Source organism: Streptomyces hilarionis (assembly GCF_024539675.1).
Taxonomy (GTDB): Bacteria; Actinomycetota; Actinomycetes; order Streptomycetales; family Streptomycetaceae; genus Streptomyces; species Streptomyces hilarionis.
In genome coordinates, this window is record NZ_JAHHIT010000005.1 from 51762 (window position 1) to 78690 (window position 26929).

Here is a 26929-nt window from a genome sequence, read left to right on the forward strand (position 1 = left end):
TGGACGCCGTCGGGGACACGGGCGGGCGGCCGCGCTCACCCGACAGGCGCAGACGCGCGGCCCCGCTTGCCGAGCCCGGCGGGCGGGAGGACGCTCGAAGGTGAGGGTCCAGCGGCCCGCCCTTCCCCCTGGGCCACGGCCCTCGGAGGAGGTCACCATGGGCACCGCGGCAGGCTCCGCCTTCGACACCGAGACCCTGCGCAGGGGCATCGAAGGACGGACCCCGACGACATTGCTGTCGTTGTACGCCGACGACGCGGAACTGCGCGTCGTCGACCACCAGGCGCAACCGAGCCACCCCAGGACGCTGCACGGCCGGGACGAGATCGCGCGCATGCTCGACGACGTCTACAGCAGGGACATGACCCACAAGCTGGAGGAGTGCATCGTCCAGGGCGACCGCGCCGCCTTCAGCGAGTCCTGCCGGTACGCGGACGGCGTGCGCGTGCTGTCGGAGTCGATGATCACGCTGCGGGACGGCAAGATCGTCGAGCAGACGATGATCCAGGCATGGGACGAGTAGGGAGGAGAACCGCGAGGGTCCAGGTCACCTCCCGGCTGACCTGGACCTTCTCGGCGTCGGCGCAGCTGGGGCGGTCGCGTGCGACCGGCTCCCGGCTGCCCGCGCCGGCTTCGGCGGCAGGCCGGCGGGTGTGCCTCGGCCTGCTGTGGAGGGCGCTGCGCGCGGCGCGCCCGCGCCCTGCGGCGCCGTCCGCGCCGGTGCGCGCCGCGCGCGTGCGTCGCGGCCGCCGCCGCTGATCGCGCCCCGCCCCCCGGGACCTGGCGTCGACCGGGGCGGCGGGGGCCTGAGGCGGTGGGGCGACCCGCGTCAGGCCGGGTTCAGTCGAGGCTCCACTTCTGGTTGTCGGCGCCACCGCACGACCACAGCACGATCGGGGTGCGGTTGGCCGTGTCCGCGCCGTTCGCGTCGAGGCACAGCCCGGCGTTGACGTTGGTGATCGTGCCGTCGCCGTTGACGTTCCACTTCTGGTTGCTCTGACCGGTGCAGTCCCAGACGACCACCTTGGTGCCGTTGGCGGTGCCGTGGTCGTAGGCGTCGAGGCACTTGTCGCCGTAGACCACGAGTTCCTTGCGGGAGGTGTACGTCCAGGCCTGGTTGGAGCCGCCGTTGCAGTCCCAGATCTCGGCCTGCGTGCCGTTGGCGATGGTGGAGTCGAACATGTCCAGGCAGCGGCCGGACTGCTTGCCGACGACGAGGCTGCCGTTCGTGCCGGGCAGGGGCCTGACCGTGATGTCCGCGAGGGTGGGGGCGCCGGTGAAGGCCAGCGTGTTGGCCGCGCCCCTGGACAGGGCGACCTGCACGGAGATCGTGCCCTGGGCGGCGCCCGTCGGCGGGAAGGAGACGGTCGTGGCGGTCTGGCCGTTGACCTTGAGGGTCGCGGTGCGGGCGGTGGCGGCGGCGTTGGTGTAGGCGACGTCGACGACCTTCAGGCCGGTGCTCCCGGCGACCACGCCGGAGAAGGCCGACGTGCCCGCGTAGGTGCTGCTCGCGGCCTCCGTGCCGCCGCTGACGGTGAGCAGGACCGACCCGCCCGCCGGGACGTTCGCCGTGTAGCCCGTGGCGTACGAGCCGACGTCGGCGCGGGCCCACGGGTCGCGGACGGTGGCGGAGGCGTTCGTCAGCCCCAGGTCGGCCCAGCGGGCGGTGATGTTCGCGGCGGCGGACGTGCGGTTGAGCAGCACCACGGCCCGTCGGCCGGAGCCGGCGAGGACCTTGCCGTACACCTGGAGCCCGCTGCCGTCCTCGGCGACCTCGACGCCCTGGAGCCCGCGGGGATCCTGGTCGACGGCGACGACCTCGGGGTTCTTCAGGATGTCCGCCGTCTGCGTCGTCATCGTGGTGAGGTCGTTGCCGGCGAGGAGCGGCGCGCCGGAGATCGCCCACAGGTTCATGTGGGTGCGGTTCTGGGCGGCGGTGAAGCCGTCCATGCCGACCATCAGCATGTCGGGGTCGTTGTAGTAGCCGGTGTGCTGGGCGGTGGGGTGCACGTTGCGGTCGTAGTTGGTCAGCAGGTTGGTCATGGACGGCTTGTTGCCGAAGAGGATGATGTCGTCGTTGGTGCGCCACATCGCCCCCTGTCCGGGCGCCCAGTTCCACGGGTTCTGCCGGCCCCAGTTGCACAGCGACAGGGTCATCGGGCGGCCGGTGGCGGCCGTGGCCTTCGCGATCGCGGCGCTGAGGGCGCGGTAGGTCGTCGCCGCGTCGAGTCCCTCGGCGTCGCCGCCGCACCAGTCGACCTTGACGAAGTCGAAGCCCCACTGTGAGAACTGCAACATGTCCTGGTCGTAGTGGCCCTCGCTGCCGCTGCCGGGAGCGGCGGGGCGGCCGGTCGGGTAGTAGTAGCCGCAGCCGTCCTTGCCGGCGTCGGTGTAGATGCCGGCCTTCAGGCCCTTGCCGTGGATGTAGTCGGCGATGGCCTTCATGCCGCCGGGCCACTCGGACTCGTCGACCGTGATGTTGCCCGCGGTGTCGCGGGTGCCCTGCCACCAGCCCTCGTCGATGTTCACGTACCGGTAGCCGGCCGCGGGCAGGCCGGAGGCTGCGAACGCGTCGACCTGCCGCTTGATGACGTTGTAGTCGATCTTCGCGGCGAAGCTGTTCCACGAGGCCCAGCCCATCGGGGCGGCCGGCACGGCGATCTGGCGGGAGGTCGCGGCCCGGGCCGAGCCGGGCTGGGCGAACAGCAGGGCGGCGGTCGCCGTCAGCAGCAGGGCGAGCGCCCGCGCGACGGCGACCCTGGCCCCCGGCGGGAGGAGGCGGGAGCGGGGTGGGGGGAACATGCGGCGGCTCCGTGATCGAATGATTCGATATATCGAACGTGGATCGGCTAACCGAACATGGTGCGGGCCGAAAGTAGGACCGCCCGGGGGCGAAGTCAACGGCTGCGACAGAAGTGACGAGACCTCAGGCCGGGTGCGGGGCGGCGGATTTCGCCGGTCGCGGGCTGCGGCGGGCCACGCGCCGCCATACTGTCCGTCGTGCGAGTGGCCATCATGACGGCGGGATCGCGGGGCGACGTAGCCCCCTTCACCGGGCTGGGTCACGCCCTGGTGCGGGCGGGACACGAGGTCACCCTGGTCACCCACGCGCGGTTCGCGCCGCTGGTGACGGGCTCGGGAGTGGGCTTCCACCCGCTGCCGCTGGACCCGCGCGCCGAACTGGAGTCCGAGCGGGGCCGGGGGCTGCACCGCAGCTCGACCGGCCCCGGCAAGCTGCTGAGGGTGGGCCGGATGGCCCGGGCGCTGGTCGGCCGGATGACCGACGACCTGCTCACCGCCGCCCGGGACAGCGACGCCCTGCTGCTGTCCGCCTCGCTGGCTCCGCTCGGGCACGTCATCGCCGAGGGCATGTCCCTGCCCAGCCTCGGCCTGGCCCTCCAGCCCATCGCGCCCACCAGGGAGTTCGCGCCTCCGATGCTGGGCGGGGGCTCCTGGGGGGCGGTCGGCAACCGGCTGGCCGCGCACGGCGTCGACCTGGCCGTCGAGCAGATCTTCGCCCCGGTCGTGCCGACGGTACGGGACCGGCTGGGCCTGCCCGCGGCTCCCCGTGCCCTGTCGGCCCGGCGCCGCCCCGCCCGGCCCGTCCTGCACGGCTTCAGCCCCCTGGTGGTGCCCCGCCCCCGGGACTGGCGCACCGGACTGGACGTCACCGGGTACTGGTGGCCCTACGACCACGAGCGGCGGCTGCCGGCCGCCCTCCGGGACTTCCTGGACGCCGGGCCGCCGCCGGTCTTCGTCGGCCTGGGCAGCGCGACCGTGCCGGACCCCCGGCGGCTCAGCGCCGAGATCGTCCGGGCGCTGCGGCGGGCGGGGCTGCGCGGTGTGATCCAGCGGGGCTGGGCCGGCCTAGCGGCCGACGGCGACGACATGCTGACGGTCGACGACGTGCCGCACGCGCTGCTCTTCCCCGAGACGGCCGCGGTGGTCCATCACTGCGGGGCCGGCACCACGGCGGCCGGCGTGCGGGCCGGAGTGCCGGCGGTGCCGGTGCCGGTCCAGTTCGACGAGGCCTTCTGGGCCGGCCGCCTGGTCGCGCTCGGCGTGGCCCCGGCCGCACTGCCCCTGCGCCGGCTGACCGCGGACAGCCTCGCGGCCGCGCTGGTCCGGGCCACCCGGTCCCCCGGGCACCGCGAGCGCGCCCGCGAGCTGGGGGCCCGGGTGCGCGCGGAGGACGGGATGCGGCCCGTGGTGGAGGCGGTGGCCCGCCTCGCGGCCGGCCGGGCCGGCGGCACGGGCCGGGACCGCGAGGGGGAACGCGGCCGGTGAGCTACCCGGGCGAGGGCGTCCAGCCCGGGGGCCGCAGCGTCCCCAGCAGCTGGCGGACCAGTTCGTCCACCACCTCGTCCAGCGTCGCGTCCACCCAGCCCGCGCTCCAGTCGTGCAGCAGCCCGTTGACGCTGCCGATGAAGGCGGCGGCCGCCAGGCGGTAGTCGCGGGGGGCCGCCTCGCCGCGTTCGGCGGCGGCCGTCGCCTCGGCGCAGATCAGGTCGATCCAGCGGGCGCGCCGGGCCAGGCGCTGCTCCTCCAGTCGGGGGCTGACGCCGACGATCTCGACGAAGGTGATCCGGATCCGGTGCGGGTCGGCGGTGACGTCGGCGGCGTAGGCACGGAAGATCGCGGTGACGCGCTCGGCGAGCGGCAGGCCCTGGGCGTCGGCGAAGGCGGCGAGGACCGCCTGCTCGGCCCAGTCGTTGACCTGAAGGTGCAGCTCCGCGAGGACGTCCTCCAGGGTGCGGAACTCCTCGTAGAACTGGCGCGTGGACAGGCCGGCCGCCTCGCTGAGCGACGCGACCGTGGTGCCGCGGTAGCCGGGGCCGCCGCCGAACAGCCGCAGTGCCGCCTCCAGGAATCGTCCCCGGCGCTCGGCCTGTCGCTGCTCCGCGGACTTGCCGCCGTAACGGCCGGTCGGCGCTCTGAGCCTGCCCGTCACTGGCCCTCCCTCGTCGCTGCGTGCTCCCCCGCGGTCAATTTTGTCGTGCACGGAGTCTTGTGGCGAAGGGCACCCCTTCCTTACTTTCCAGTAAGTCAACTCTGAACGCATCGGTGTTCAGATTCGGGCGGCCCTCCGCCCTGCCCCCACGCCTTCAGCCACCCAGAGGAGAGAGCAGCATGCCTGCCTTCAGATCCAGGCACCTTTGCTCCGTAGCCGCCGCCCTCGTCCTGACCGTCGCCGCCCCGGCGACCGCCGTCACCGCCGCTTCCGCCGCCTCCGACGCCCGGACCGCCGCCGCCCTGCGCGAGGTGCTCTTCGTGGGCAACAACTGGGAGGGCACCGCCGACGTCGTCAAGTCCAGCGGTGACTTCGCCAAGGTCGGGCGGATCAACGTGATCCCCGACAAGGCCGCCCGGATGGCGGAGATCAACGCCGACCCCATCAAGTGGATCTACTTCCAGGCCATCCGCAACGGGGTCGGTGAGGGCCACGACCAGTTCGTCGACGACATGTACACCACTCCGGACGGCGCCTCGGTGGTCGTCTCCCGGCCGAGCTTCGCCGACGTCGTCTCCATCGACCTGGCCACCGGGAACATCAACTGGCGCTTCCCCGTGTCCGGTTACCGTTCCGACCACATGGCCGTCTCACCGGACGGCAAGCGCGTCGCGGTCTCCGCGTCGATCTCGAACACCGTGCACGTGCTGGACATCGTCACCGGCAAGCAGCTCGGTTCCTTCAAGACCGGCGACAAGCCGCACGAGAACATCTTCACCAGGGACGGCAAGTACATCTACAACATGGCGATCGGCGACGTGAACACCTCGCTCGACGCGCCGTGGCAGGACTTCACCAAGGGCGACCGCCGCATCACCGTCGTCGACGCGAACACCTACCAGCAGGTCAAGATCATCGACATGCGGCAGCGGCTGGACGCGATCGGGCTCAAGGACTACTCCGACGCGGTGCGTCCGGCGGTGTTCTCGCCGGACGAGTCCAAGCTGTACTTCCAGGTCTCGTTCTTCAACGGCTTCTTCGAGTACGACCTCGCCTCGGACCGGATCACCCGGACCAAGACGCTGCCCAAGAACCCGGCGACCAGCGACGACCGCACCACCTTCGTCAACGACTCGCGCCATCACGGCCTCTCGATGAGCCCCGACGGCAGCAAGCTGTGCGTGGCCGGCACGATGGACGACTACGCGACGATCGTCGACCGCGCCACCCTCCAGGAGGGACCGCTGGTCACCGCATCCAAGCCGTACTGGGCCACGGTCAGCGGCGACGGCAAGGACTGCGTCATCTCCGAGAGCGGCGCCGACCAGATCACCGCGATCGACTTCGCCACCGGCCGCAAGATCGCCTCGGTGCCGGTGGGCGACCACCCGCAGCGGGTCCGGATCGGCCATGTGGCGGCGGACTGGACCGGCACCGGCAGCTGACGGCTTCCGGCGCGCACGGGGTGGGCCGCGGCGACCGCGGCCCACTCCTTCGGCGTGTCCGGCGCCCTCATCCCGCCTTCTTGGCCGCCCATGCCGAGAGTTCCGCACGGGCGGCGGCCAGCAGTGCCGCGGACGGCGCGGTGGCCCCGTTGGTCACCAGGGCGTAGTGCAGGACGCCCGAGTCGGGCGCGTCGAGCAGCAGGCGGCGGCTGCCCGTGCCGCCGGGTTCGGCGGCCACGGCGATCCTCGCGGCCGCCGAGGGTGCGGGCGGGGCGTGGACCGTGCCGAGGTCGGAGACCACCGTGGTCGTCGCGGTCGGGAAGGAGGCCGGCAGATGCAGTTCGGTGGGCGCCGTGCCGCCGTTCGAACGCCACACCAGCAGTCCGTACTGGCCGGAGCCGACGAGCTGCCTGGTGTTGGGCAGGGAGCTGGGCACCGGGTTCCAGGTGAGCGTGGTGCCGCCGTCGCGGGAGCGGTCCTCGTAGGTGAAGGCGACGGTGGCGCCGGAGGTGGCGCTCGGGTAGATCCGGTCCAGCAGCCGGGCGTCCTGACGCAGGCTCACCGTTCCGGCGTCGTCCGTGCGCACGGCGGAGAGGTCCTCGTCGTTCCAGGCGTCGCCGGTCGTGCGCACCTTGCCGGGGTTGTCGTTCATGAGCTCGCGGTGGCGGCCGTTGTAGATGTCCCACTGCCACTGCGAGCCGGACAGGACCGGGCCGGAAGCCGCCTGGGAGGTCCACCAGTCGGCGCCCTTCAGACGGGAGTCGAGGCCCTGGTACATCGCCTTCAGGACGGTCGGCGCCTTGCCCGCGGTGCTGCCGTTCAGCGGGTGGCCGAACTCGCTGACGATCGCCGTCGTCCCGGCCGCGGCGGCGCGGTCGCGGACCGTGCCGAGGTCGGTCACGTACTGGCCGTCCGCCGCGTTGCCCCACATGAGGATGCCGGAGATGGCCTTCTGGTCGTAGAAGTGGGTGTTGAAGACGTAGCGGGAGCCGAGCGTGCCGGCGTCCAGGAGTCCGCCCTCCTCCTTGCTGACGTTGCCGTTCCAGAAGAGGTTCGGCTCGACGAGGGCGGGCTTGTCGGTCCAGCCGGCCGCGTCCATGCGGGCCCGGAAGCGCACGTAGAAGGGCCACAGCAGGTCGCGTTCCCAGGTCCGGCTGGCCTGGCCGGAGTCGTAGGCGCCGGCGTAGGGCTCGTTGTAGGGGTCGAAGCCCACGACGCCGGCGAACTCCTCCGCGCCGAGGTTCGCCTTCACGTAGGCCATGGTCTTCTCGGCGGTGGCCAGGAAGGAGTCCTGGAGGCCGTGGTCGTTGTGCCAGAAGTCGTGCTGGGCGGCCTTGACCGCGCCGTTCTGGGTGATGTTCTGCCCCCAGAGCAGGCAGATGCCGCAGGACTCGTCGGGGTAACCGCCGAGCTGCACCGCCCACTTGGGCGCCCCGTCGCCGGTGTACCAGCTGCCCGCGTTGAACAGCCAGCGGGAGTAGAGGTCCTGGTGGAAGTCGGGATAGACGCGGATACCGGCGTCGAGGAAGGCGCGCATCTGGTCCGTGGCGGCGGCCAGGTAGGCGGTGTCGACCTGGCCGCGGACCGGTTCGGCGTAGGCCCAGGAGAGCAGGAAGCGCACGGAGTTGCCGCCGCCCAGGGCGCGCAGGGCCGTCGCCGACTTCCTGGCGTCGGCGACGGAGGCGAAGGGCAGGCCCCGGTTCTCGGCGAGCTTGGTCTCGCCGGAGACGTTGTAGCCGCGCAGGACGACCTCGCGGCCGTTGCCGTCGACGAAGCGGCCGCCCGACACGGTGAGCGCCGTGCCGTCGAACGGGAGGGAGTCGGGGATCGTGGCGGCGGCGGTGGCGGTGGCGGCCGTGGGGCCCGCCACCGTCGAAAAGCCGCAGAGTCCGCAGAGGACGACCAGAACAGCGAGCAGACGAGCCCGGATATTCGGCATGTCCACTACAGTCCGGTGATTTCCGGACACCGTCAATACTTCTGACTCATGAGTAAGTTCCTTATCAATCAGCTCAGTTGGCCACCCGACCCGTCACGCGCAACAGGTACTCCGCGCGGTCGAGCGGATTGTCGTCGGTGCGCGGCCGCTCGGGGGGCGCGCCGAGGGCGACGGGGGCGTAGTGGTCGAAGCCGCTCTCCCACTCGCCCTCTCCGCGGGTGAGAGCGGGGATGCGCTGTTCGAGGCGGTGCACCCGGGCCGCGGGCACCGCGCCCTCCAGCACGCACCGCGTCCCCCTGACCTCCGTCGCCCGGGGCACCGCGCGCAGCCCGGCGAGCGCCGGCAGCAACACTCCCAGCGTGTCCGCCGGCGCCTCGACGCGGAAACGGTGCATCGGCTCGTGGACCCGTGTCCCGGCCCGGCGCAGCGCCTCGGTCAGGACCAGCGGAGTCAGCCCCCGGAAGTCGTACCCCGTGCTCGACATGCTCTTGTCGAAGCCCTGGTGGGCGTGGCTCTGGCGGGGACAGTAGCCGCAGTGCGTCAGGGTGACGGCGCAGTCGGTCACCTGCCAGCCGTGCAGGCCCTGGCCGAGCGTCTCGCGCACGGTGTCCTCGATCGCCTTGAAGAAGGCGTACGGCATCGATCCGAGCTCCACCTCCAGTCCGAAGCGCACCCCGCTGCCCGTCGGCGCGGGCTCGACGCGCAGGCCGACGGTGGCGAGGAACGGGTTGTCGCCTTTCTTGACGAACTCGGCGGCGGTCCCGACGCCCACCGGTCGCTCCACGCACAGGGGGGTCGTCTCCCGGAAGGAGACCGTCAGCCCGTGGTCCGCGGCCAGGGTGGCCTGGACGACCTCCTTCTGCACCTCCCCGTAGAGCGCGACCGACGTCTCCTGCCGGACCTCGTCGTGGCGCAGGCCGATGAGCGGGTCCTGCTCGGCCAAGCGGGTGAGGGCGAGGTGCAGGGCGCGCCGGTCGACGCCCGGTCCCGGCACGACGACGGTCTCCAGCGTCGGCGGCGCGAAGAACCGCCGCCGTTCGTCGCGGGGTTCGCCCAGACGGTCGCCGACCCGGGCTTCGACGAGGCCCCACAGCCGGGCGATCTCCCCCGCGCGCACCTCCTCGCGCCGTACGTCCGTGCCCTGGTCGAAGACGCTGATCGCGGTGACCCGGGCCGCGCCGTCCCCGCGGTCACGGCCGTCGTCGCCGAGCGGGACACGGTCGCGGACGCGCAGCACGCCGGAGAACAGCCGGACACAGGCGATCTTCTCGCCCGCCGGACCCCGCTCCACCTTGAAGACGGTGCCCGACAACGGGCCCTCACGGTCCGCCTCGCCACCGGCGCCGGGCAGCAGTGCGGCGATGCCCGCGACGAGTTCGGGCACTCCCGCGCCGGTCGTCGCGGAGCCGAAGTAGACCGGGTGGACGAGGGCGCGGCGGGTCTGGGCGACGAGCGCCCGGTGGATCCCCTCCCCGGTGACGAGGTCGTCCACGTACGCGGCCAGCAGGGCGTCGTCGTGGTCGGCGAGGACGTCGACGGCGTCCTCGGCGGTCGGCCGAACGGCGGTGAAGGCGGCCCCGGCCGTGCCCGGTTCCGTCACGACGCCCATCGGGACGACGGGCGCCGACAGCCGCTCGGTGAGCTCGCGCAGCACCCTTTCGCCGCGTGCGCCGCGACGGTCGATCTTGTTGACGAAGACGAGGGTGGGGATGCGCAGCCGGCGCAGGGTCCGCATCAGGATCCTGGTCTGCGCCTGGACCCCCTCGACGGCGGAGACGACGAGCACCGCCCCGTCGAGCACGGCGAGCGCCCGCTCCACCTCGGCGATGAAGTCCGGGTGGCCGGGGGTGTCGATCAGGTTGACGGTGACGTCGTCGATCCGGAAGGAGACGACGGCCGACTTGATGGTGATGCCCCGCCGGCGCTCCAGCGCCAGCGTGTCGGTCCGGGTGCTCCCGGCGTCGACGCTGCCGAGCTCGTCGATGACGCCGGCCGTGTGCAGCAGCCGTTCCGTGAGGCTGGTCTTACCCGCGTCGACATGGGCGAGGATCCCGAGATTGAGCATGTGCACGAAGTGTCATGTCCTTTGGAATGGGGGTGGTTCCTTCCTGCTGGGCGGACATGGACGGTGTGCGCATCGGAGCTCCGGGCAGCTGTCGGCGAGTGGGTGTCCGCGCAGTGCAGCAGACCGGCGCGCGGGGCCGCAACGGATTAACGTGCGGACATGCGCGACATTCTTCCGGTGCTGAAGGGGTGGTACTCCGCCGGTGCGCCGTTCGGTCTGGCCACGGTGGTCGCCGTCGCGGGCAGCGCGCCGCGCGAGCCGGGGGCGGCGATGGCGGTGGGGCCCGGCGACGAGGTCGTGGGCAGCGTCTCCGGGGGCTGCGTGGAGGCAGCGGTGTTCGAGCGGGTGAAGGAGGCCGTCGCGGACGGGTCGGCACGGCTGGAGGTCTTCGGGTACGCCGACGAGGACGCCTTCGCGGCCGGGCTGACCTGCGGCGGCGAGATCTCCGTGCTGGTGCGCGCCGTCTCGCCCCGCCTCGACCCGTCGTTCGGCGCGGTCGCGGAGTCGGTGGCCGCGGGCGAGCCGGTGGCCGTGGCCACGGTCGTCGACGGACCCGCCCCCCGCGGAGCGGCCCTCGCCGTCTGGCCCGACCGCGCCCGCGGCTCCCTCGGCGCCGAGGGACTGGACGCGGCCGTCGCCGCCGACGCGCGCGGCGAGCTCGCCGCGGGCGCCACCAGGATGCGCCACTACGGGCCGCGGGGCCGCCGGCGCGAGGACGCCGTCTCGGTCTTCGTGCACTCCTTCGCGCCGCCGCCGCGCATGCTGGTGTTCGGCGCCGTCGACTACGCGGCCGCGGTGGCGCGCATCGGGGACTTCCTCGGCTACCGCGTCACGGTGTGCGACGCCCGACCGGCCTTCGCGACGCCCCGGCGCTTCCCGCCGGGCGTCGACGTGGTCGTGGACTGGCCGCATCGGTATCTGGGCGGCACCGACACCGACGCGCGCACGGTGATCTGCGTCCTGACCCACGACCCGAAGTTCGACGTGCCGCTGCTGGAGGCGGCGCTCCGGCGGCCCGCCGCGTACATCGGGGCCATGGGGAGCCGCCGAACGCACGACGAACGCCGCGCCCGGCTCGTGGCGGCCGGGCTCACCGAGGGCGAGCTGTCCCGGCTGCGCTCGCCGATCGGACTGGACCTGGGGGCCCGGACGCCCGAGGAGGTGGCGGTGTCGGTGGCCGCCGAGATCGTGGCGCTGCGCTGGGGCGGCAGCGGCGCCCCCCTGGCCCTGGCCCGGGGTCCGGTGCACCGCTCGCGGCCGTGACGCCCACCGGACCGCTCGGCCTCACCGGACTTCGCTCGCCGTCGCTCGCCGTCACTCGCCGCCGTTCGCCGTCGCCCGGCCTCGTTCCGCACTATTTCCGAAAAACTGCGATTCGTCGGTTATAGAGCGTTCCGGGATGGGTAGGCGACGAGCACGGACAGGGATGCACGTCCTCTGCCCTTCCTCCAGTGAAGGAAGGAGGTCCGTTGAAGCAACGCACACCCGCAAGTACCGGGCCGCCCCCGACCTTCCGGCCGGGAGCGGCCCGACCTGTGTCCGGGGCCGGACCCCGGTCAGCGCGGCGGCAGCCGGTGCAGGACGACGTCCGTGAGCCGGCCGTCGGCCGCCGTGGCGGTGAGATAGGTGCAGTGCGGCTGACGGCGGCGGTCGGTCGGGGAGCCCGGGTTCAGCAGACGCAGCCCGCCGGGGGCGGTGGTGTCCCAGGGGATGTGGCTGTGGCCGAACACCAGGACGTCCAGCTCGGGGAAGCGGGCGGCGCAGCGGGCCTCACGGCCCTGGGCCGGCCCCGTCTCGTGCACGACCCCGAAGCGCACCCCGCCCAGTTCGGCCCGGGCCACCTCGGGCAGGCGCGCGCGCAGGTCCGGCCCGTCGTTGTTCCCGTACACGCCCACGACCGCGTGGCTGCGGCTCTCCAGCAGGTCGAGGGTGGCCGTGTCGACCCAGTCCCCCGCGTGGATCACCACGTCCGCGTGCGGGAGTTCCTCCAGCAGCGCGGCGGGGAGCGCCTTGGCGCGCCGGGGCAGGTGGGTGTCGGACATCAGCAGAAGGCGCACGCCGTCAGAATACGGACCATCCCATTGCCGTGCGCTCCGCACGACCGGCTCGACACGCCGGTCGGGACCCCCGTTCCGGTCCGGCACCTCGCCGCACGGCGTCACCGTGCCTGGCCCACAGGGCGCGGCGCTCGCCCTGCCGGTGCGCCGGGCCGCGATCGCGAGGCCGGCGATGCCCCGCCCTGGACGGGGCGGGGCGGGGCGGCCGTCGCGAGAGGGTCCGGGGTAGGCCGTCCTCGGGGTGCGCACGTTCGCCGCGGCGGGGTCGGTGGGCGCGGTCGTCGACCGAGGGGCCGCCGTGCGCCCGGTCGCGGCGGGCGGGGCCGCCGCGGGGGTCAGTCCTCGCCCCGGATGATGTTGCCCTCGGGGCCGGGCTGGGCGCCCGGCGCCACCGCCGCGAGGCAGGTGCGCGGCAACGCGCGGACGCGGCGCACCCGCCGGGCCCGGGCCCAGCCCGTCTCGGGTCGGCGGGTCACTGGTTTCTCCTGGATCTGCGCGGTCACGACGGTTCAACACCCTTCCGGTTCCTTCGGCGCCCCGTCGGCGACGGGGCCGCTGTCGCGGTTCAGCCCGCTCCCGGGCCGCCGCTGCCGAACGAGCCTGCGGAGCCCTCGTCCCAGCGCGGGCGGCGCTGGTCGGCGCTCTCCCGGCTGCCGGTGGTCCGCAGTTCGTGCGGCGTGAGACGTTCGCCCTCCCCGGTGGCCCGCGGCATCTCGTTCGGTTCGCGGGTGTGGCTCTCGTGGGTCCGGCCGGACGCGGGCATCCGGGGCTGCTCGTGCGGCTTCGGCGGTGCGGGTTCGCGCATGCGCACCTTGTGGCCGAGCCGGAAGGCCCAGATCAGACCGCCCACGAGCACGAGTCCGACGACGATGAAGGCGACGGTGGCCAGGGCGGACCTGCCGGATGCCGCGAGGTAGGCGGAGGCGAAGTTGTCCATGGACGCCGGGTACCCTGCCCCGGCCCCCGGACACCTGGCCGCCGGGCCGGGCGGCGCCTCGCACGGCGCGGTGGCGCGCCGGCGGTTCATCCGCGCAGCACCACCTCGCTCCACACCTGCTTGCCGCCGCTCACGGGCACGCTCCCCCAGGCGTCGGACATCGCCTCGACGAGGAGGATGCCGCGGCCGCCGGTGGCCTCCCAGCCCGGGTCGGTCGGCTTGACGGGCGTGCGCGGCGAGGCGTCCGTGACCGCGACGCGCAAACGGGCGCCGATCAGGGTCAGGTCGAGGCGGACCGGGCCGGCGGTGTGCACCAGGGCGTTGGTGACCAGCTCCGAGACGACGAGCAGGGCCGTGTCCATCGCGGCCTCGGCGATGCCCCAGGCGCGCAGGGTGCGCCGGGTGAAGCGGCGGGCGTGCCGGGACGCCTCGGGCACCCGCCACACCGTCCAGCCCTCGCGTCGCGGTGTGACGGCCATGCCGTCGTACCGCATGAGGAGCAGGGCCAGGTCGTCGCCGCGGTGGGCGTCGCCGAGCAGTCCGTCGGCCACGAGCCCGAGGTGGGCGGGGTCGGACGCGGACAGCGCGGCGGCCAGCCTGGCGAGGCCGGTGTCGATGTCCAGGGCGGCGGACTCCACGAGGCCGTCCGTGGTCAGGGCGACGACGGCGCCGGGCGACAGCCGCAGCGGGGTCATGGGGAACTCCGCCTGGGGCAGGACGCCCAGCGGCGGGCCGCCGTCGGTCTCGGCGATCTCGGTCGAGCCGTCCGGGTGACGCACGACGGGCGGCGGATGTCCGGCCCGCACGCACCAGGCGGTGCCGTCCTCCATGCCGACGTCGACGTAGCAGCAGGTGACGAAGAGGTCGGTCTCCAGTTCCAGCAGGAGCCGGTTGGCGTGGGCGACGACGACGTCCGGCGGGTGCCCCTCCGCGGCGTAGGCGCGCAGCGCTGTGCGCATCTGGCCCATGAGGGTGGCGGCGGCCGCGCTGTGGCCCTGGACGTCGCCGATGACGAGGGCCACGTGGTGGTCGGGCAGCGGGATGACGTCGTACCAGTCGCCGCCGACCTCCAGGCCCGCGGTGGCGGGCAGGTAGCGGGCCACGGCGACGGCGCCGGGCAGGACGGGCAGCCGGCGCGGCAGCAGTTGGCGTTGCAGCATGGCGACGAGCTCGTGCTCGGCGTCGAAGGCGTGGGCGCGCATCAGGGCCTGGCCGGCGAGTCCGGCGGAGGCGGTGAGCAGAGCCCGCTCGTCGGGGCCGAAGTGGTGCGGCCGGTCCCAGCCGATGAGGCAGGCGCCGGCGGTGCGACCGCCGGCGGACAGCGGCAGGACGGCGAGACCGCCGGGGCCGACTCCGGCCAGCGCCGGTTCCAGCCCGGCGCCCGCGGGCCAGATCCGGGCGCGTCCGTCCCGCAAGGCGGCGGCGAGGGTCGGCATGGCGCGCACGGACGCGTCCGGCCACTCGGTGCGCCACTCCAGCCGCCACAGCGCCGGCCAGGACTGCGGCTCGGGCGGGTCGAGCACGGTGACCACGAGCCGCTCGCCCTCCAGTTCGGCGAGGGCGATCCGGTCGGCCCGCAGCGGCTTGCGCAGGGCGGCGACGACGGCCTGGCTCACGTCGCGGACGGTGCCGGCGGTGGCGAGCGCGGCGGCCAGCCGCTGCACCCTGGCCACGTCGGTGACCTCGTCGCGCAGGGCCGAGGCGTCGGCGACGGTGCCGACCAGGCGCGCCGGACGGCCGTCGCCGCCGGGCAGCAGCCGGCCGCGCAGCCGCAGCCACTTCGGCGGACCGGCGGGCTGGAGCACGCGGAACTCCAGCTCGCGGTCGCCGATCGACATGTGGTCGGCCTCGACGACGGACATCAGCGAGGGCAGGTCCTCGGGGACCGCCCGCCCGAGGAGGGTCTCCACCCGGCCGTCGAAGTCGGCCCGGGGCATGCGGAACAGCTCCAGGATCTCGTCGCCCACCTCGACCCGGCCGGTGTCCATGGCCAGGCTGAAGTCTCCCGCGCGCAGTTCCTCGCCCTCGGCGGGGGCGCCCGCGGCGGGGAAGGCGACGACCTCGGCGACCAGCTCCAGGCAGGCCCGGTCGTCGACGTCGAACCCGCCGGGCCGCTCGCTGAGGGCGAGCAGACAGCCCGCCCCGTCGCGCAGTGGCAGGGCGGCCAGGTGGACGTCACGGGCGGGCATCCGCCGCGCCTCGGGGCAGTCGGCGAGCTCCGCGGGGCCGAGCCACACCGGCCGGCCGGCGCGGTGGGCGTCGGCGGCCGGTGAGCGGCCGTCCAGCGCATAGCTCTCGCGCAGCCCGTACAGGGTCCGCGGGACGCCGGCCGACTCGGCCAGGCAGAGCAGCTCGCCGCCGTCCCCGGGCGTGTAGACGGCGGCGAGGGCCGCGCCCGCGAAGACCAGCGCCTGTTCGAGGGTGCGGCGCACCCGTTCCGGTGCCGCGAGATCGGCCGTGATCGTCTTGAGGGCGATTTCGGCACGCGAAGGTCCCGTTCTGCGCGCTGCGGCACCCTGACTGACCACGACCGTCATTACAGCGCCATCGGGGACGGCGCGCAGCCCCTGTGCCCGTTTCGGGTCCGCCCAGTGCGACGGAGGCGGTCCGGGGGGCGGGCGGCCGGCGGGCGCCCGTTCGCGTTTCGAACCGATCCGAACAGGTCTTTACGCATGCGTTCCGCACGGTGAGGTCGTGACACGCGTGACTGTCCGCACCTCCCTGCGACTTGCGAGGCTCTTCCCGGGCCCACGGAGGGGGACGCATGGACAAGCGGTACGAGGTGTACGCGCTGGCGGACACGCACTTCTACGAGACGCCCGACCGGTTGAACGCCGGCGGCGCGGGGAGCGCCCCGCTGTACGACACGGCGCGCCGGCCGGTGCCCGAGGGCTGGACGTCGGCGCGGATCGGCGACTGGCTGACGCTGACGCCGCTCGACGCGGACGGCTCCCCGGCGGTGGGTCCGGCCCAGGGATGGAAGATCCACGCCTCGGCCACCCGGACGAACGCGGAGCGGATCGCGGCGACCGTGTGGGACTACTGCGTCGAGCGCCGCATCCCCTTCAAGTTCGTCCCGGGCCCGCACCTGCTGCACCTGCGCAACACCAAGTACGCGGGGCGCGACACCAGCGGCAAGTTCGTCACCGTCTACCCGGCGGACGAGGAGCAGCTGCACACCGTCCTGCGCGAGCTGGGGGCGCTGCTGGAGGGGTGCGAGGGTCCTTACATCCTCACCGACCTGCGCTGGCACGAGGGACCGCTCTACGTCCGCTACGGCGCGTTCGCGCGGATGTTCGTCGTCGACGACCGCGGTGCGCTGGCGCCCGCCGTGCGCGACGGCGAGGGGAACCTCGTGCCGGACCGGCGGGCGCCGTCCTTCCAGGTGCCGCCGTGGGTGACGCTGCCGGCGTTCCTCGAGCCGCACCTCGCGGCCCGCAACACCACCACCGTGGGCGAGCTGCCCTACCGCATCGAGAAGGCGCTGCACTTCTCCAACGGCGGCGGGGTGTACGCGGGCACCGACACCCGCGACGGGCGCAAGGTCGTGCTCAAGGAGGGCCGGCCCCACGCGGGCCTGGCCTCCGACGGGGCCGACGCGATCGTCCGGCTGGAGCGCGAGAAGCGGGCGCTGGAAGCGGTGTCCGGCACCGGGGTGGTGCCGGAGGTGCGCGACTGGTTCCTGCTCGGCGACCACCGCTTCCTGGTGATGGACCTCGTTCCCGGCCGGCCGCTGAACTCGTACTTCGCCGAGCGGCACCCGCTGCTGTGCCCCGACCCCGACCCGGCGGCCGTCACGGCGTACACGGCGTGGGCGGTGCGCATCCACCGGGCGGTGGAGCGCGCGGTGGAGCGGGTGCACGCGCGCGGGATCGTCTTCAACGACCTGCACGTCTTCAACATCATGGTCGCGCCCGACGAGGAGACGGTGCACCTGATCGACTTCGAGGCGGCGGCCCCGGCCGAGGAGAACGGCCGTCAGGTCGTGGCGCACCCCGGCTTCTTCGCGCCACCGGACCGGCGGGGCGCCGACGTCGACCGGTACGCGCTGGCGTGCCTGCGGCTCGCCCTCTTCCTGCCCGTCACCACCTTGTTCGTGGTCGACCGGGGCAAGGCGGCCCATCTGGCCGAGGTGATCGCCGAGCAGTTCCCGGACGTGCCGCGCGCGTTCCTGGACGAGGCGGTCGCCGAGATCACCCGGGACGCCGGCGACCTGGCGCAGTCCCCGCCCGAGGGCAGGCCGGCGAGCCCGCCGCGCCCCGCGCGCGTGGCGTCGGCGCCGGCGCCGAGGGTGGAACCCGCCGACTGGCCGCACAGCCGTGACTCGATGGTCAAGGCGATCCTCGCCTCGGCCACCCCGGAACGCGACGACCGCCTCTACCCCGGCGACGTCGCCCAGTTCTCCGACGGCGGCGGTCTGGGCCTCGCGCACGGCGCGGCCGGCGTCCTGTACGCGCTCCGGGCCACCGGCGCCGAACGTCACGAGGAGGGCGAGCGCTGGCTCCTGGACCACACCGCGCCGCCCCCGGCGGGCTCCCCGCTCGGCCTCTACGACGGCCTGGCCGGCGTCGCCCATGTGCTCGACCTGCTCGGTCACCGGCAGCGCGCGCTCGACCTGGTCGACGGCATCCTGCGCGAACGGTGGCAGAACCTGTCGTCGGACCTGCACGGGGGCCTGGCCGGTCTGGGACTCGTCCTCGCCGACCTCGCGCGCCGCACCGGCGAGCCGGAGCTGCGCGCACGGGCCGCGGAGGCCGCCGACATCGTCGTGCGCCGCCTGGCCGAACCCGTGCCGGACGCGCCCCGGCGGCGGGCCGGGCTGCTGCGGGGCGCGAGCGGACCGGCGCTGTTCCTGCTCCGGCAGTACGAGGCCACCGGCGAGCGCGCCCTGCTGACGGCGGCGGACGTCGCCCTGCGCCGGGACCTGGCGGCCTGCGTCGAACGCGAGGGAGGCTCGCTGGAGGTCGACGAGGGATGGCGAACCCTGCCCTACCTCGGCGACGGCAGCGCGGGAGTGGGGGCGGTGCTCGACGACGCCGTGGCCCATCTCCCGGACCCGGGCGGGGAGTTCGCGCGGGCCAGGGCCGGCGTCCTGACCGCCGCCACGTCCCGCTTCTACGCGCAGCCCGGCCTGTTCCAGGGACGCGCCGGGATGATCCTGCACCTGGCCCGCACCACCGCCGAGGGCGCGACCCGGGCCCGGCTCGACGAGCAGATCGACGCGCTCGGCTGGTTCGCGATGCCCTACCAGGGCCAACTCGCCTTCCCCGGACACCAGATGATGCGGCTGTCCATGGACCTCGGCACCGGCACCGCGGGCTGTCTGCTCGCCCTGGCCGCCGCCCTCGACCCCGACGGCGCGGGCGCCGACGCCCACCTGCCGTTCCTTCCCCCGCCGCACCGGCGGCCCTGAAGACGCGGCTCCGCGACAACGACGGAGTCGTGACGCAACCCGTCCCCACGGGACGAGACATCCCACCGATGAAAGGACACACCATGGCCCTTCTCGACCTGCAGACGATGGAATCCGACGAGCTCAACGGGGGCGGCGGCAACAGCACCGTCAGCCTGCTGTCCTGCGTCAGCGCGGCGAGCGTCATCCTCTGTCTGTGACGCGCACGTCGTGCTGAAGGCCCCGGGCGGTCCACTCCTGCGGGAGAGGGCCGCCCGGGGTCCTGCCGCCCCGGGAACCCCGAAGGAAGTGCGGGACCGCGATGCCCATGGACCGGACGACCGGTGACCTGCTGCGTGCGGCCGCCCGGCACAGCGCCGGACGCTGCGTGGCCCTGTGCCTGGTGAGCGTGACGGCGACGGCCGCCGGACTGCTCCTGCCGGCCGCCCTCGGCCGCGCCCTCGACCTGCTGATCGCCCACGCCCCCGCGACCCGCTGGGTGCTGTGCTGCGCCGCCCTCGTCGCGCTGCTGACCGCGCTGGACGCCCTGGAGACGGTGCTCGCCGGCACCGCGGACGCCCGGACCGCCGCCTTCCTGCGCCGCCGCGTCACCGGGCACGTCCTGGCCCTGGGCCCGCGCGCCGCCGACCGTTTCGGCGCCGGGGACCTCGTCGCCCGTGTCGTCGGCAACGCGGCCCAGGCCGGGGCCGCGCCCGCCGCCCGCGCCGCGCTGCTGGCCGCGCTCGCCGGGCCCGTCGGCGCCGTGGTGGCGCTGGCCCTCGTCGACCCGTGGCTCGCGGCCGTCCTCCTGGCCGGGGCGCCCGTCCTGACCCTGCTGCTGCGCACCCTCGCCCGCGACACCTCGGCCTGCGTGGCCGACTACCAGCGGGCGCAGGGACGCATCGCGGCCGCGCTCGGCGAGGCGGTCGCCGGGGCCCGCACGATCCGCGCCGCCGGCACGGCCGACCGCGACACCGCCCGCGTCCTGCGTCCGCTGCCGGAGCTGCACCGGGCCGGGGTGCGCATGTGGCGGGTCCAGGGCCGGGCCGCCGCGCAGGCGGTCGCCGTGGCGCCGCTGCTGCACCTCGGTGTCGTCGCCGTCGCGGGCGTGCTGCTGACCCGGCACCGCCTGTCGGCGGGCGACGTCCTGGCCGCGTCGCGGTACGCGGTGCTCGCCACCGGCGTCGGCGTGCTGGTCGGACGGCTCTCGGGGCTGGCCCGGTCCCGCGCCGCCGCCGCCCGCCTGGGCGAGGTCCTGGACCAGCCGCCGCCCGCCCACGGCGACCGGCGGCTGCCCGCGGACGGCACGGGCCGGCTGGAGCTGCGCGGGGTCACCGCCCGGCGGGGCGGGCGCACCGTGCTGGACGGCGTCGACCTGGTCGTGCCCGGCGGGCGGACGCTGGCCCTGGTGGGCCGCTCGGGCGCGGGCAAGTCGCTGCTGGCCGCCCTGGCCGGCCGGCTCGCCGACCCCGACGCGGGCGAGGTCCTGCTGGACGGCGTGCCGCTGCCGGAGCTGCGCCGGGACGCGCTGCGCGCGGCGATCGCCCAGGCCTTCGACCGCCCGGCCCTGCTGGGCGGGACGGTGGAGGGCACGATCGGGCTCGGGCCGCCCGGCCGCTCCCCCTCCCCCGCCCGCGTGCGGGAGGCCGCCCGCACCGCCCGCGCCGACGACTTCGTCCGCCGCCTGCCGCAGGGCTACGCCACCGTGTGCGCGCACGCGCCGCACTCCGGCGGCGAGGCCCAACGCCTCGGCCTGGCCCGCGCGTTCGCCCACGGAGGCCGGCTGCTCGTGCTCGACGACGCCCTCTCCAGCCTCGACACGGTCACCGAACGTCAGGTCACCGACGTGGTGTTCGGCGGCTCGACGACGGCCACCCGTCTCGTCGTGGCCCACCGCGCCGCCACGGCGGCCCGGGCCGACGCCGTGGCCTGGCTCGACGGGGGGCGCGTGCGGGCGGTGGGGACGCACCGGGAGCTGTGGCGATCACCCGAGTACCGGGCCGTGTTCGGCGCCGCCGGGACCGAAGGGGATCCGCGATGAGCCGCGGCGGCGGCCCGGACGCGCTCGGGGCACGGGGGCTGAGGTTCCTCACGGCCCACCGGGGGGCGCTGGCGCGGCTGGCGGGCTGGTCGGTGCTGGAGTCCGGACAGACCTTCCTGCTCGGGTACGCGCTGGCGCGGGCCCTGGACGACGGTTTCCTGGCCGGTCGCGCGGCCGTGGGACTGGGCTGGCTCGCACCGGCCGCGCTCGGGGTGCTGCTGGGCGCCTACGGGACCGGGCGGGTGTACGCGGCGGTGGCCGCGCTGGTGGAACCGTTGCGGGACCGGCTCGTCGTGCGGGTGGTGGGACGCGGGGTGCGCGAGGCGGACGGCGGGGCGCTGTCCGGCCTCACCCAGCAGGTGGAGATAGCCCGGGACACCTTCGCGGGCCTGGTGATGGTCTCGCGCTCGTTCGTGTTCACGTCCGTCGGGGCGCTGGCCGGTCTCTGCTCGCTGGCCCCGCCGCTGCTCCTCGTGGTCGCGCCCCCGCTCGCCGCGGGGGTGGCCCTGTTCGCGGTGACCCTGCGTCCGCTGGCGGTGCGGCAGGAGGCCTTCCTCGCCGCCGACGAGGCGCTGGCGCAGGACCTGGGCGCCGTGTGCCCCGGCCTGCGCGACGTCACCGCGGCCGGGGCGGAGGAACGGATCGCCGCGGGCACCGGCGTCCTCGTCGACGCGGAGCTGCGGTCGGCCCGTGGACTGGCCCGCTGGGGCGTGGCGCGCGTGGCGTGCCTGGCACTGGGCGGTCACCTGCCGCTGGTGCTGCTGCTGGCCTGCGCGCCCTGGCTGCTGGCGCACGGGGTGACTCCCGGGGCGCTGGTCGGCGCCCTGGCCTATGTCGGCCAGTCCCTGCTCCCGGCCCTGAGCGGTCTCATCCACGGTCTGGGCACCAGCGGGTCCCGGCTGACGGTGGTGCTGCGGCGGCTGGCCCCGCCCGGCACGGACCCGCCCGGGGCGGCCGACGGAGCGCACCGGGACGACCCGCGCCCGGCCGCCGCGGCGGCGGCGCCCCCCGCCCTCGCCCTGACCGCGCTGACCTTCGCCTACGGCCCCGCCTCCGCGCCCGTCGTGGACGGCCTGACGCTCACGGTGCCGGCGGGGGGCCACCTGGCCGTGGTGGGCCCGAGCGGGGTCGGGAAGTCGACCCTGACCGCTCTGGTCGCCGGACTGCTGGAACCGGTGCGCGGGGAGATCCGGATCTGCGGCCGGCCGGTGCCGGGCGGCGACGCCGCCGCCCGGCGCGTCCTCATCCCGCAGGAGGCGTACGTGTTCAGCGCCGCGCTCCGCGAGAACCTCACGCACCTGCGGCCGGATCCCGTGCCCGAACCGGAGGTGCTCGCCGCCGCCGAGGCCGTCGGCCTGACCCCCCTGATCGACGCCCTGGGCGGCCTGGAGGCGGCTGTGGACCCGGCGGCGCTGTCGGCGGGCGAGCGCCAGCTGATTGCGCTCACGCGCGCGTACCTGTCGTCGGCCCCGCTGGCCCTCCTGGACGAGGCGACCTGCCACCTGGACCCGCAGGCGGAGGCCCGGGCCGAGCGGGCGTTCGCCGCCCGGCCGGGCGGCACCCTGGTCGTCGTGGCGCACCGCGTCAGCTCCGCCCGGCGCGCCGACCGGGTGCTGGTCATGGACGGACCGCGCACGATGTGCGGGACGCACGAGGAGATGGTGCGCCGCTCCGCCCTCTACCGCGACCTCGTCGGCTCGTGGACGCCCCCCGAGACCGACGACGAGGACGCGAGCGCCGACACCCGCGACGTCGGCGACCCCGAGGCCGCCGGGAGCCCGACGGAGCGGGGAGAGAGCGGGAGAACGACGGTGTCCGGAGGGGCCGGGACCTCGGTCTCCGGAGGAGCCTGAGCCCCCGGGTCCAGGCCGGCCGGAGGAGCCGGAGGCCTGAGAGGCCACAGCCCGTGGGGAAACCTGGAAGACCGGCGGTCCCAGGGTGACCGGGAGGCCCGGGGCGGGGTACTGCGGCGTCCGGAGAAGGCGGGAGGACCGCGGTGTCCGGAGACCCCTGAGCGACCGCCCGGCCCAGGGCGGCCGGAGGGGCCAGGGCGGCCGGAGGGCCCAGGGCGGCCGGAGGGGCCGGAAGGTCTCAGAGAACACAGCGCCCGCGGAAACCTAGGAGACCGCCGGGCCCAGGGTGGCCGAAAGGTTCGGGGGGACAGCGGCGTCCGGAGAAGGCGGGAGGACCGCGGTGTCCGTGGGGGCCTGAGAGACCGGCAGGCCGAGGGCGGCCGCAGGAGCCGGAAGGCCTCAAGACCGCAGCGCCTGTGGGGACCTGGGAGACCGGCGGACCCAGGGGCCCTGAGGGGCTGGAGGGCCTGAGAGACCGCCGGGCCTGGGCAGGCCTGGGAGACGGGCGGGGCGAGGGAGACCAGTGGGCCAGGGATGCCTGAGGTGCCCGGGGAGACAGGAGGGGTCTGAGAGGCCGGAGAAGCCGAGGAGCCTGGGGAGACCGGTGGACACGCGTCGGCCGAAAGGCCCGGGGAAATCGGTGGGCCGAAGATGGCCGGAAGACCCGGGGAGACCGGTGGGCCGAAGATGGCCGGAAGGTCTGGGGGGACCGGTGGGCCCGGGGTGGCCGGAAGGCCAGAGGTGGCGGCCGGTAGGCCAGAGGTGGCGGCCGTGGGCCAGGGGTGGCCGGAAGGCCCGGGGGCTTTTCACAGCCAGCCCTGGCCCTGGGAGATGCGGATGGCGTCCACGCGGTTGCGGGCACCGGTCTTGCGGGTGATGGCCGCCATGTAGTTGCGCACGGTCCCGTGGGACAGGTGCAGACTCCCCGCGATCTCCGCGATGGAGGCGCCCTCGGCGGCGAGGGTCAGCACGCTCAGTTCACGGCGGGTCAGCGGCATCTCGGCGGCCTTGAGGAAACCGAAGCCCAGGGAATCCGTGACGAAACGTTCCCCCTGAGCGACCCGCCGGATGCCGCGCAGCAGTTGCTCCGGTGTCCCGGCCCGGTCGACGTAGCCGAGCGCCCCCGCCTCCAGCGCCCGTTTCAGCAGGCCCGGCCTGTTCGCGCCGGCGAGCACGAGCAGCCGCGGCGGGGTCAGTCCGACGCCCCGCGGACGCAGGTCCCCCAGGGGCGGGATGCCGTACGTGTCGGAGCAGTCGAGGTCCACCGCGCACACGTCGGGCCGCACCGCCCCGACCCGGCCGGCCGCGCTGCGCCACGGGACGTCGTCCACCCGCAGGTCCGGCTCCCTGGACAACCACTGTGCGAGGACCGATCTGACCAGACATGCGTCGTGCACCAGTAAGACCCGGATCACTGCCGCCCCTTCGACTCGCCGTACTCAGGTTTTCTCGGTGTTCAGCGCGTGCCCATTGTTCGGGCTTCCGGACCGGTCCTGGGCGCGAAGATCCGGCCATCGGGGTGCGCGGGGGCGCACGCGGGGCGGTCGTACACCGCCGCGCGCTTCGGCCCGGGGGGCATGACCACGGGCCGACGGGGTACGGGACGGCACTCGGCGGGCGCGCCGCTCGCCGTGCGCGCCGCGTCGCCAGGGGGCAGATTTGAGGCCTGACCCACGCGGCGCCGGGCGAGGAGGTGGTCGCCGTGCCCGAGCAGACGTCCGGCCAGGCGCCGGCCGCCGTGGAGGCCCCGGTCGGCCGGCCGCTGCTCTCGCTGGCGCTGACGCAGATGATGGACGCCGTGGGCGCGCACTCCGGCGCGGTGTACCTGCGCCCGGGCGAGGAGCCGGTGCTGGAGATGGCGGTGATGGCGGGCCTGCCGCGCTCCTTCGCCGCGCCCTGGGAGCGGGTGGGGCTGAGCGCGCCGATCCCGGTGGCCGAGGCGGCGCGCGAGCGGCGGCTGGTCTGGGTGGGCGGCCAGGAGGAGATGGCCCGGCGCTATCCCCGCATCGCCGTGGTGCTGCCCTATCCGTTCGCGCTGGCCGCCCTGCCGGTGGCGACCGCGTCCCGGGTGTACGGCGCCGTCTTCCTCACCTGGCCGGGTTCCCATCCCCCGGAGCTGTCCGACCGCGAGCGTCGGGAGCTGACGTCGGCCTGTGAGCGGCTGGGGCTGCGGCTGGAGCGTGCGGCGGCGCACCACCGTGCCGTGCTCGCCGAGGCGGACGTGCTGGACGTGGGACCGCTGGGCGGCGTGTCGGACACGCTGGGCTCGCTGGAGGCGGCCCGGATGGTGGCCCGGCTGCCCTACGGGATGTGCGCCCTGGATCTGAGCGGGCGGGTGGGCTTCGCCAACGCCGCCGCGTCCGAGATGCTCGGCGTCCCCGTGCGCGGGCTGCTCGGCTCGCAGCTGTGGGCGAGCGTGCCCTGGCTCAACGACCCCGTGTACGAGGAGCGCTACCGGGCCGCCCTGATCAGCCAGGAGGCCACCTCGTTCGTGGCGCTGCGACCGCCCTCCGACTGGCTGTCGTTCCGGCTGTACCCGAGCACCACCGGGATCAGCGTCCGGATCAGCCGCGCCCGGGCGGTGTCCGAGATGCGGCCCGCCGGCCCCCGCCCGGGGGACGCGCCGACCCGGCTCGTGTCGATGTCGCAGGCGCTGAGCATGGCCGGGGCGCTCACCGAGACGGTGAGCGTGCACGACGTGGTGGCGCTGATCGCGGACGAGATCGCGCCGGCGGTGGGCAGCCAGGCCCTGGCCCTGCTCGGCGCAGGGGCCGGCCGGCTGCACGTGCTCGGTCACCACGGGTACGCCGACCCGCACGTCGTGGAACGGTTCGACGGGATGCCGCTCACCGCCCCGGTGCCGGGCGCGCACGCCGTCGCGCACGGGGTGCCGGCGTTCTTCGAATCCCGCGAGCACCTGGAACGGCTGTATCCGGCGCGGCACGCCTCGCCGGACGGTTTCGCCGCCTGGGCCTATCTGCCGTTGATCGCCTCCGGGCGTCCGGTGGGGGCCTGTGTGCTGGCCTACGCCGAGCCGCGGCGGTTCTCCACGCACGAGCGCGCGGTGCTGGCGAGCCTCGCGGGGCTGATCGCCCAGGCCCTGGACCGGGCCCTGCTGTACGACGTCAAGCACCAGCTCGCCCACGGGCTTCAGGCGGCGCTGCTGCCGCCCTCCCTGCCGTCGCTGGCCGGCCTGGAGGCGACCGCCCGCTATCTGCCCGCCACCCGGGGCATGGAGATCGGCGGCGACTTCTACGACCTGGTGCCCTCGCCCCCGCTGGCCGCGGCGGTGATCGGGGACGTACAGGGGCACAACGTGACGGCGGCCGGGTTGATGGGGCAGATCCGCACCGCCGTGCGCGCGTACACGACGGTGGGGCAGGAGCCCGGGGAGGTCATGCGCAGCACCAACCGGCTGTTGAGCGACCTCGGCTCCGAGCTCCTGGCCAGCTGTCTGTACCTGCGTCTGGACCCTGCCCGCGGCCGGGCGGTCATGGCCCGCGCCGGGCATCCCCCGCCGCTGCTGCGCCGGCCGGACGGCCGGGTGCGCGTCCTGGACCTCGCGGGCGGCCCGCTGCTGGGGATCGACGACTCGGCGACGTATCCGACCACGGAGGTCGAGCTGAGAGCCGGGTGCGTCCTCGCCCTCTACACGGACGGTCTCATCGAGACGCCCGGGGTGGACATCGAGGACGCGGTCGCGGAGCTGGGACGGCGGCTCGGCGCGGCCGGGGACCGTCCGCTGGAGGGCGTGGCCGACGAACTGGTGGGGCACTACGCGGCGGCGGAGGAACGCATCGACGACGTGGCGCTGTTGCTGCTGCGGCCCCGGGAGACCTGAGAGACGGCGGGCGGCAGCGGGGGCCGGGGGCGCACGCGAACGGTCCGGCCCTCCGTCGGAGAGCCGGACCGTTGTGGTGACGCCGCGTCAGTGGGACTGGTTCACACCCGAGCCGTCCGCCTGCCCGTTGCCGGACTGGTCCTGGTTCTGGTTCTGCTTGCCGCCGTTGCCCATCTGGTTCTGGCCGTCGCCGGCCTCGTTCGCGCCGCCGTCGCCGGCCGCCTGGCCGCCGCCCTGGATGGCTTCACCGGTCTGGTCGTCGATGCCGTCGCCGTTCTCGTCGACCGCACCGCCGTTGCCCGCCGCCTGGCCGCCGCCCTGGATGGCCTCGCCGGTCTGGTCGTCGATGCCGTCGCCGTTCTCGTCGACCGCACCGCCGTTGCCCGCCGCCTGGCCGCCGCCCTGGAT

General features: G+C 74.8%; 19 protein-coding genes and 1 pseudogene. 10 read left to right on the forward strand and 10 right to left on the reverse strand.

Annotated features, from left to right (window positions below):
- Positions 1-157 precede the first annotated feature (157 nt).
- On the forward strand, positions 158-523 hold the full coding sequence (locus tag KMS84_RS02520; RefSeq protein WP_256905112.1) for a nuclear transport factor 2 family protein: 366 nt from the start codon (positions 158-160) through the stop codon (positions 521-523).
- Positions 511-759 (forward strand): hypothetical protein, encoded by a 249-nt coding sequence (locus tag KMS84_RS02525; protein ID WP_256914338.1) that lies wholly within the window; start codon positions 511-513, stop codon positions 757-759. Before KMS84_RS02520 ends, KMS84_RS02525 begins: the two co-directional genes overlap by 13 nt.
- Positions 760-840: 81 nt before the next feature.
- Here the strand turns inward: KMS84_RS02525 and KMS84_RS02530 are convergent, their stop codons facing one another.
- Complete coding sequence (locus KMS84_RS02530) at positions 841-2802, reverse strand: ricin-type beta-trefoil lectin domain protein (protein ID WP_256914339.1); 1962 nt, start codon at positions 2800-2802, stop codon at positions 841-843.
- A 213-nt stretch (positions 2803-3015) separates the two neighbouring features.
- Here KMS84_RS02530 and KMS84_RS02535 point away from each other — a divergent pair, with 213 nt between their 5' ends.
- A complete protein-coding gene (locus tag KMS84_RS02535; protein ID WP_256914372.1) occupies positions 3016-4287 on the forward strand; it encodes a glycosyltransferase in 1272 nt (423 codons plus the stop codon).
- A gap of 1 nt (position 4288) precedes the next feature.
- On the opposite strand, the gene KMS84_RS02540 is transcribed toward KMS84_RS02535, so the two are convergent.
- Positions 4289-4951, reverse strand: a complete 663-nt coding sequence (locus KMS84_RS02540; RefSeq protein ID WP_256914340.1) for a TetR/AcrR family transcriptional regulator — start codon at positions 4949-4951, stop codon at positions 4289-4291.
- 179 nt (positions 4952-5130) lie between these two features.
- On the opposite strand from KMS84_RS02540, the gene KMS84_RS02545 reads away from it, so the two are divergent.
- A complete protein-coding gene (locus KMS84_RS02545; protein ID WP_256914341.1) occupies positions 5131-6396 on the forward strand; it encodes a YncE family protein in 1266 nt (421 codons plus the stop codon).
- Positions 6397-6463: 67 nt separating this feature from the next.
- Here the strand turns inward: KMS84_RS02545 and KMS84_RS02550 are convergent, their stop codons facing one another.
- The gene (locus KMS84_RS02550) at positions 6464-8335 is read right to left on the reverse strand and encodes a glycoside hydrolase family 5 protein (protein WP_256914342.1); all 1872 of its coding nucleotides are present in this window, start codon (positions 8333-8335) and stop codon (positions 6464-6466) included.
- Between the two features lie 73 nt (positions 8336-8408).
- Positions 8409-10400, reverse strand: coding sequence for a GTP-binding protein (locus tag KMS84_RS02555; RefSeq protein ID WP_285893048.1), 1992 nt, complete (start codon positions 10398-10400; stop codon positions 8409-8411).
- Positions 10401-10559: 159 nt separating this feature from the next.
- Here KMS84_RS02555 and KMS84_RS02560 point away from each other — a divergent pair, with 159 nt between their 5' ends.
- The gene (locus KMS84_RS02560) at positions 10560-11663 is read left to right on the forward strand and encodes an XdhC family protein (protein ID WP_256914344.1); all 1104 of its coding nucleotides are present in this window, start codon (positions 10560-10562) and stop codon (positions 11661-11663) included.
- A 293-nt stretch (positions 11664-11956) separates the two neighbouring features.
- Here the strand turns inward: KMS84_RS02560 and KMS84_RS02565 are convergent, their stop codons facing one another.
- The 4 genes from KMS84_RS02565 to KMS84_RS02580 all read right to left on the reverse strand — a co-directional run bounded on the left by KMS84_RS02565 (position 11957) and on the right by KMS84_RS02580 (position 15931).
- Positions 11957-12457: a metallophosphoesterase family protein gene (locus tag KMS84_RS02565; RefSeq protein WP_256914345.1), complete on the reverse strand. Its 501-nt coding sequence runs from the start codon at positions 12455-12457 to the stop codon at positions 11957-11959.
- A 335-nt stretch (positions 12458-12792) separates the two neighbouring features.
- Positions 12793-12960 (reverse strand): hypothetical protein, encoded by a 168-nt coding sequence (locus KMS84_RS02570; protein WP_256914346.1) that lies wholly within the window; start codon positions 12958-12960, stop codon positions 12793-12795.
- Between the two features lie 62 nt (positions 12961-13022).
- Positions 13023-13394, reverse strand: a complete 372-nt coding sequence (locus tag KMS84_RS02575; RefSeq protein ID WP_256914347.1) for a DUF6479 family protein — start codon at positions 13392-13394, stop codon at positions 13023-13025.
- An 86-nt stretch (positions 13395-13480) separates the two neighbouring features.
- Complete coding sequence (locus KMS84_RS02580; RefSeq protein ID WP_256914348.1) at positions 13481-15931, reverse strand: SpoIIE family protein phosphatase; 2451 nt, start codon at positions 15929-15931, stop codon at positions 13481-13483.
- 227 nt (positions 15932-16158) lie between these two features.
- Here KMS84_RS02580 and lanKC point away from each other — a divergent pair, with 227 nt between their 5' ends.
- The 4 genes from lanKC (at position 16159) to KMS84_RS02600 (ending at position 22680) form a co-directional block, all read left to right on the forward strand.
- Positions 16159-18807 (forward strand): class III lanthionine synthetase LanKC, encoded by a 2649-nt coding sequence (gene lanKC, locus KMS84_RS02585; protein WP_256914349.1) that lies wholly within the window; start codon positions 16159-16161, stop codon positions 18805-18807.
- An 83-nt stretch (positions 18808-18890) separates the two neighbouring features.
- A complete protein-coding gene (locus KMS84_RS02590) occupies positions 18891-19007 on the forward strand; it encodes a SapB/AmfS family lanthipeptide (RefSeq protein ID WP_256914350.1) in 117 nt (38 codons plus the stop codon).
- 101 nt (positions 19008-19108) lie between these two features.
- A complete protein-coding gene (locus tag KMS84_RS02595; RefSeq protein ID WP_256914351.1) occupies positions 19109-20827 on the forward strand; it encodes an ATP-binding cassette domain-containing protein in 1719 nt (572 codons plus the stop codon).
- A complete protein-coding gene (locus KMS84_RS02600) occupies positions 20824-22680 on the forward strand; it encodes an ATP-binding cassette domain-containing protein (RefSeq protein ID WP_256914352.1) in 1857 nt (618 codons plus the stop codon). The genes KMS84_RS02595 and KMS84_RS02600 overlap by 4 nt, the downstream gene beginning before the upstream one ends.
- An 806-nt stretch (positions 22681-23486) precedes the next feature.
- On the opposite strand, the gene KMS84_RS02605 is transcribed toward KMS84_RS02600, so the two are convergent.
- Positions 23487-24095, reverse strand: coding sequence for a LuxR C-terminal-related transcriptional regulator (locus KMS84_RS02605; RefSeq protein ID WP_256914353.1), 609 nt, complete (start codon positions 24093-24095; stop codon positions 23487-23489).
- A 287-nt stretch (positions 24096-24382) separates the two neighbouring features.
- Here KMS84_RS02605 and KMS84_RS02610 point away from each other — a divergent pair, with 287 nt between their 5' ends.
- Positions 24383-26521, forward strand: coding sequence for a SpoIIE family protein phosphatase (locus KMS84_RS02610; RefSeq protein WP_438818891.1), 2139 nt, complete (start codon positions 24383-24385; stop codon positions 26519-26521).
- Positions 26522-26608: 87 nt separating this feature from the next.
- Here the strand turns inward: KMS84_RS02610 and KMS84_RS02615 are convergent.
- Positions 26609-26929 (reverse strand): annotated as a pseudogene (locus KMS84_RS02615) (S1 family peptidase); the annotation flags it as partial.